Source organism: Phenylobacterium sp. (assembly GCF_037968635.1).
In the GTDB taxonomy this organism is placed as follows: Bacteria; Pseudomonadota; Alphaproteobacteria; order Caulobacterales; family Caulobacteraceae; genus Phenylobacterium.
Genome location: NZ_JBBKVV010000095.1, coordinates 1 through 5,304, shown reverse-complemented (window position 1 = coordinate 5,304; position 5,304 = coordinate 1). Strand labels below are relative to the sequence as shown.

Annotated in this window: 8 protein-coding genes; 5 read left to right on the top strand and 3 right to left on the bottom strand. The window is 68.7% G+C overall.

Annotation, left to right across the window (positions count from 1 at the left end; genetic code table 11):
* The 5 genes from AAC997_RS11780 to AAC997_RS11760 all read left to right on the top strand — a co-directional run.
* Nucleotides 1-506: amino acid racemase (locus AAC997_RS11780; RefSeq protein WP_340645890.1), on the top strand; the 506-nt coding region annotated here is incomplete at its 5' end.
* Between the two features lie 88 nt (nt 507-594).
* Entirely contained in the window at nt 595-981 is a 387-nt protein-coding gene (locus AAC997_RS11775; protein WP_340645889.1) for a type II toxin-antitoxin system RelE/ParE family toxin, read from the top strand.
* The gene (locus AAC997_RS11770; protein WP_340645888.1) at nt 962-1,288 is read left to right on the top strand and encodes a DNA-binding transcriptional regulator; all 327 of its coding nucleotides are present in this window, start codon (nt 962-964) and stop codon (nt 1,286-1,288) included. Before AAC997_RS11775 ends, AAC997_RS11770 begins: the two co-directional genes overlap by 20 nt.
* Before the next feature lie 226 nt (nt 1,289-1,514).
* Nucleotides 1,515-2,897 (top strand): chromate efflux transporter, encoded by a 1,383-nt coding sequence (chrA, locus tag AAC997_RS11765; protein WP_340645887.1) that lies wholly within the window; start codon nt 1,515-1,517, stop codon nt 2,895-2,897.
* Entirely contained in the window at nt 2,894-3,373 is a 480-nt protein-coding gene (locus AAC997_RS11760; protein WP_340645886.1) for a hypothetical protein, read from the top strand. The genes chrA and AAC997_RS11760 overlap by 4 nt, the downstream gene beginning before the upstream one ends.
* 28 nt (nt 3,374-3,401) lie before the next feature.
* On the opposite strand, the gene AAC997_RS11755 is transcribed toward AAC997_RS11760, so the two are convergent.
* The 3 genes from AAC997_RS11755 to AAC997_RS11745 all read right to left on the bottom strand — a co-directional run bounded on the left by AAC997_RS11755 (nt 3,402) and on the right by AAC997_RS11745 (nt 5,168).
* The gene (locus tag AAC997_RS11755) at nt 3,402-3,788 is read right to left on the bottom strand and encodes a VOC family protein (protein ID WP_340645885.1); all 387 of its coding nucleotides are present in this window, start codon (nt 3,786-3,788) and stop codon (nt 3,402-3,404) included.
* 21 nt (nt 3,789-3,809) lie between these two features.
* Nucleotides 3,810-4,382, bottom strand: coding sequence for a helix-turn-helix domain-containing protein (locus AAC997_RS11750; protein ID WP_340645884.1), 573 nt, complete (start codon nt 4,380-4,382; stop codon nt 3,810-3,812).
* A 93-nt stretch (nt 4,383-4,475) separates the two neighbouring features.
* Nucleotides 4,476-5,168 carry an NnrU family protein gene (locus AAC997_RS11745; RefSeq protein WP_340645883.1) on the bottom strand — a complete coding sequence of 231 codons (693 nt, stop codon included), beginning with the start codon at nt 5,166-5,168 and terminating at the stop codon, nt 4,476-4,478.
* Nucleotides 5,169-5,304: the final 136 nt, after the last annotated feature.

The following is a 5,304-nucleotide window of genomic DNA, read 5'->3' as shown; positions in this document are numbered from 1 at the left end:
CGGGCGCGGTGCTGGCCGACGCGGCCCGGCGGCTGGAGGGGGCGGGCGCCGACGCCATCCTGATCTGCGCCAACACCATGCACCTGGTGGCCGATCAGGTGCAGGCGGCGGTGAGCGTGCCGGTGATCCACATCGCCGATGCGACAGCCGACGCGGTGAAGGCGGCGGGCTGCTCGCGGCCGCTGCTGCTGGCGACCAAGTTCACGATGGAGAAGGACTTCTATCGCGGACGGCTGGCGGGGCAGGGGATCGAGGCGCTCGTGCCCGACCTGGCCGACCGCGACCGGCTGCACGCCATCATCTATGACGAGCTCTGCCAGGGCGTGATCTCGGCGGCGTCGAAGGCCGAGGTTCTGTCGATGATCGCCAGGGCGGAGGGGGGCGACTGCGTGATCTTCGGCTGTACGGAGATCGGGCTGCTGCTGGCGCCTGAGGACCTCGCCGTGCCGGTGGTGGATACCGCACTGGTGCATGCGCAGGCGGGGGTGGATTTCGCGCTGGGGTGAACCCAACGCCTACCACTGAGCGGAGGTGAAGTGTCGCGCTTGAAAAACATAGCTCTTAGAGCTATGTCAGACGGGATGTTGTGATCCGGTGAGCGTCTACAAGACCAAGGAATTTTCGAGGTTCGCCCGCAAGGCGGATTTGGGAAGCGCGGAGTTGCTCGAAGCGGCCAAGGCCGTGGCGTCCGGTCAATGGGACGCCGATCTCGGCGGCGGCGTGTTCAAGCAGCGGATCGCCCGAGAAGGCGCCGGCAAGTCCGGCGGCTTTCGGACGATCATTCTGTTCAAGGTCGGCGGACACAGCTTTTTCGTCCACGGCTTTGGCAAGAACGAGAAGGCGAACATCACGCCCAAGGAACTTAAGGCGTTGAAGGCCTTGGCCGCCACCTTCCTCGGCCTCGACGCCGAGGCCTTGGGCGTGGCGAGCGCCGCCGGTGAGATTGCGGAGGTCAGGAACGATGGCGAAGACGGCAAGTAAGACTGAGGGCGGCATTCTCGGCACGGTCCACAAGACCGCGGACGGCCTCCACCGTGCGGGCGTCATCGACAAGGCGACCATGCGCGAGTTCGACGCCCTGTGCCTGACGCCGGTGACGCCGATGTCGCCGGAGGAGATCAAGGGGCTGCGGGAGCGCGAGCAGGTCTCCCAGCCGGTGTTCGCGAGCTACCTGAACGTCCGCAAGGATGCGGTCAGCAAGTGGGAACGCGGCGAGAAGCGGCCGGACGGACCGTCGCTGAAGCTGCTGAGCTTGGTGAAGGCGAAGGGGTTGCGGGCGATAGCCTAAGCCGCAAGGTCGCGCTGGGGTGAAGACCAGAGGGCGAGCCTCGTCCCGAGGCGCTGGAGTTCGCGGAGCCCAGCGATCTGGCGAAGTTTTTGTGATCGTCTTGCCAGGGTGAGCCGAACCGGCGATCTTGCGCTCACCGGGCCGATGCGGGCGCCCGGTCTAGACGGTTCGCCGTCCAAGACCCGCTCCTACGACTTCGGCGTCTGGCCGGACGGGAGCGTGCGTAATGACCCTGAGATTTGAGGTTCCGGCCCACGGTGTGGGCTTCGGCGAGGCGACCAAGGTCTGGACGCGGATCGCGGCGCTCAGCTTCGGCGGCCCCGCGGGCCAGATCGCGGTGATGCATCGCATCCTGGTGGAGGAGAAGCGCTGGGTCGGGGAGCGCCGGTTCCTGCACGCTCTCAACTACTGCATGCTGTTGCCCGGCCCAGAGGCCCAGCAGCTGGCCATCTATATCGGCTGGCTGATGCACGGATTGGCCGGCGGGTTGATGGCGGGGCTGCTGTTTGTCCTGCCCGGCTTCCTGGCGATCATGGGCCTCAGCGTCCTCTACGCCCTGCTGGGCGGGGTGGGGGTGGTCTCGGCGCTGTTCTTCGGACTGAAGGCCGCGGTGCTGGCCATCGTCGTGCAGGCGGTGGTGCGGGTGGGCAAACGGTCCCTGCGCAACCGGGTCTTGCTGGGGATCGCCGCGGCGGCGTTCGTCGCGATCTTCCTCTTCCACACACCGTTCCCGCTGATCATCCTGGCCGCCGGGCTGATCGGGTTCTTCGGCGCGCGGGCAGGCTCCACCGCCTTCGCGGTCGGCGGGCATGGCTCGGGCCAGGAAGACCTCTACGACGACGCGCAAAGCGCGCTCGGGATCGAGGCGCCCGCCCACGCCGCGCCGGGCTGGCGCTGGTCGCTGAAGATCGGCGCGGTGCTCGCAGCCTTGTGGCTGGGGCCTGTGTTGATCCTGCTGGTCACCCTTGGCCCCGACAACGTGTTCAGCCAGATCGCGGTGTTCTTCTCGAAGATGGCCGTGGTGACCTTCGGCGGCGCCTACGCGGTCCTCGCCTATGTCGCCCAGGAGGCCGTCCAGACCTATGGCTGGCTCAAGCCCGGCGAAATGCTCGATGGCCTGGGCATGGCGGAAACGACGCCTGGCCCGCTGATCATCGTCACCCAGTTCGTCGGCTTCCTCGGGGCGTTCCGCAGCCCCGGCGGGCTTTCGCCGCTGCTGGCCGGCGTGCTGGGCGGGGTGCTCACCACCTGGGTCACCTTCGCGCCCTGCTTCCTGTGGATCTTCGTCGGCGCGCCCTTCATGGAGAAACTGCGAGACGCCAGGGCCCTGAACGCGGCGCTGGCGGCGATCAGCGCCGCCGTGGTGGGGGTGATCCTCAACCTGGCGGTCTGGTTCGCCCTGCACGTCCTTTTCCATGAGGTCGAAGAGGTTCAGATGGGGCCCGTCACCCTCGATCTGCCGACGCTTGGAAGCATCGACGCGGCGGCGGTCGTGCTCAGCCTGCTGGCGGCCGTCGCGCTGTTCCGGTTGAAGATCGGGGTCATCCCGGTGCTGCTCGGCTGCGCCGGGATGGGTGTCGCCATCCATGTCGTGGGGAGCTTTGCATGACCCTCGCACCTTCCCGGCGCGGGGTCCTCCTTGGCCTCGTGATGTTCGCGGGGCCGGCGGCTGCCCGCTCCTGTCCACCGCCCAGGGTTCTGTTTGTTTGTCCGGCCGGGACGGTGAAGAGCGCCATCGCGCGCGAATACCTCAAGCGCGGCGCGGTGGAGCGCGGCCTGGCCCTGGAGGTGCAGTCGCGCGGCGTCCATCCCGCGGATCACGTCTCGCCGCAGTTGGCGGTCAATCTACGGCGCGAGGGGGTTGATCCGGGCGCTGAACCGCTCCGCGCCCTCACGCCGCGCGATCTGGTCGGCGTCGACATTGTCGTCGCGTTTGACGAGGCCGCGCAGGCGCCCGGCCTCGCCGGGGCCCGCGTGTGGGACATACCCTCGTGGAACAGCCAGTTTCCCCAGGCAAAGGCGGCGCTCGCCAGCCGCATCGACGCTCTGCTGGCCGAGCTATCCGACCGAGGATGCCCGGGCTAGCCGCTGCGTCCGGGGGAACCGCCGGGGATCAGGCTCGGGCCGCCGGCTGGAACAGCTCGACCACGTTCCCCGAGGGATCCTCCGCCAGGATCTGCGAACCGCCAGGCCCGACGACGATGTCATTGCGGAAGCTGACGCCCCGGGCGCGCAGGCGTTCGACCTCGGCGCCGATGTCCTCGACGATGTGCTGGAAGCGGTTCCAGCCGCCGGGCTCGGGCTGACGGCCGTCGGGCATGGGCCGGCCCGCAGAGGCGGCCTTTCCGCTCAGCAGCAGTCTCAGTGCGCCGTGCCCGACCGAGGCGAAGGCCGGGGCGGCGTTGAGGTGGACGCTGAAGCCCAGATTGTCGACGTACCAGTCAACGGACGCCTGCACGTCGCTGACCATGTAGCGGACGTTCACAAGGTTCTCACTCATGGGGGTTCCTCCCGAGGGTTGTCATGGCGCGAGGGTGCGCCGGAGCAGGACTTGCAGCGCCGACACGATGGCCGTGCGGTCGGCGCCGGCGGCCACCGCGCGGGCCGCTTCGTCGATGCCGGCGAAGATCAGCAGGGCGGTGGGTTCCGGATCGACGGGTCCGAAGGCCTGCGCCTCCTGGCCCGCGCGGATCACGGCGGAGAGCCGCACGATGGCGTTGTCGGCCGTGGTCCGGCGATCGGCGAAATCGGAATGGAAGAGGGCCTGGCCGATGCCCTGGCGGGCGGCGGCGAAGTCGATGAAGGCTGTGGCCTGGGTTTCCAGGACACTGGGCCAGTCGACCGGGCGGTCGACCTCGGTGGGCAGGGGGTAGCTGGTGTCGAAGTCGGCCACCAGCCGCTGGCGCACCGTCTCGAGCAGGTCGTCCCAGGTGGGGAAGTAGAGGAAGAAGGTGCCCTTCGCGACGCCGGCCTCGCGGACCACGTCCTCGACCCGCACGCGCTCGCCGTGCGCCTGGAGCAGGCGCTCGGCGGCTTCGACGATCTCCAGTTTCCGCGCCTCGGGTTTGAGGCGGCGCCTCGGCGGCTTGTCCATCGGGTCGTCCTTATTGACCGATGGTCATTAGTTACTGACCGGTGGTCAGTGTCAAGGGGCTGGCCCGCGCATCGGCGGGCGACCCGCCCGCGATCAGGACAGGGCGGGCGCCCCGAACAGGTAGGGGTGGCCGAAGGCCAGCGCCGCATAGATCACCAGGGCCACGGCGATGCGCCACCAGCCGATCTCGCCGATCTTCAGGGACTGGCGGCCGGCCAGGATGGCGGCGAAGGGGATGTTGGAGGTCTGGGCGGCGAAGGCGTCCCAGCTGGGACCGAGGGCGCGCTTGCGCTTGGCGTCGATGCTGGCGGTTCCGAACAGGGCCAGGATCAGCATGGCGGCGAAGAGGACGATGCCGGCCCGGTCGCCGTTGACGATCAGGTGGCCCAGGCCCCACAGCGCCACGCCCCAAAGGAACGGATGGCGGGTGATGCGCAGCATGCCCTTGACCACGTCGGGCCGCTCCAGGGCGCCCTCCTGCTTGACGCTGGTGGGGTTGGGGGTCGTCAGGCCGACGACGATGAAGATCACGGCGATCAGCATCAGGCCGAGCTGGATGTGGCGGGTGGCCGGGGTGATGTCCCAATAGGCGGCGTTCCAGGGCGCGGTGCGCGCCGCCGCATAGCCGAAGCCCAGCCAGGCGAGGCCGGCGATGGAGGCCAGGGAGAACAGGCCCATGTATGGGCCGTCTCCGATCTTGCCGGCGATGGCGTCACGGACGCGGGTGCCGGAGACGAGCAGGTGCAGCAGGACGAAGAACGCGGCGGCGGCGAGCAGGCTGGTCATGGAAACCTCCCTCAAGGTGAGGCGAGGGTGCGGCTGTAAATTTACAGTGTCAAGTTTAGCGTTCGTCGTCGTCGTCGCGATCGAAGTCGTCGTCGTCTTCCCAGGGCGGGGGTTCGGCGCCGGCGCGGGGCTGGGG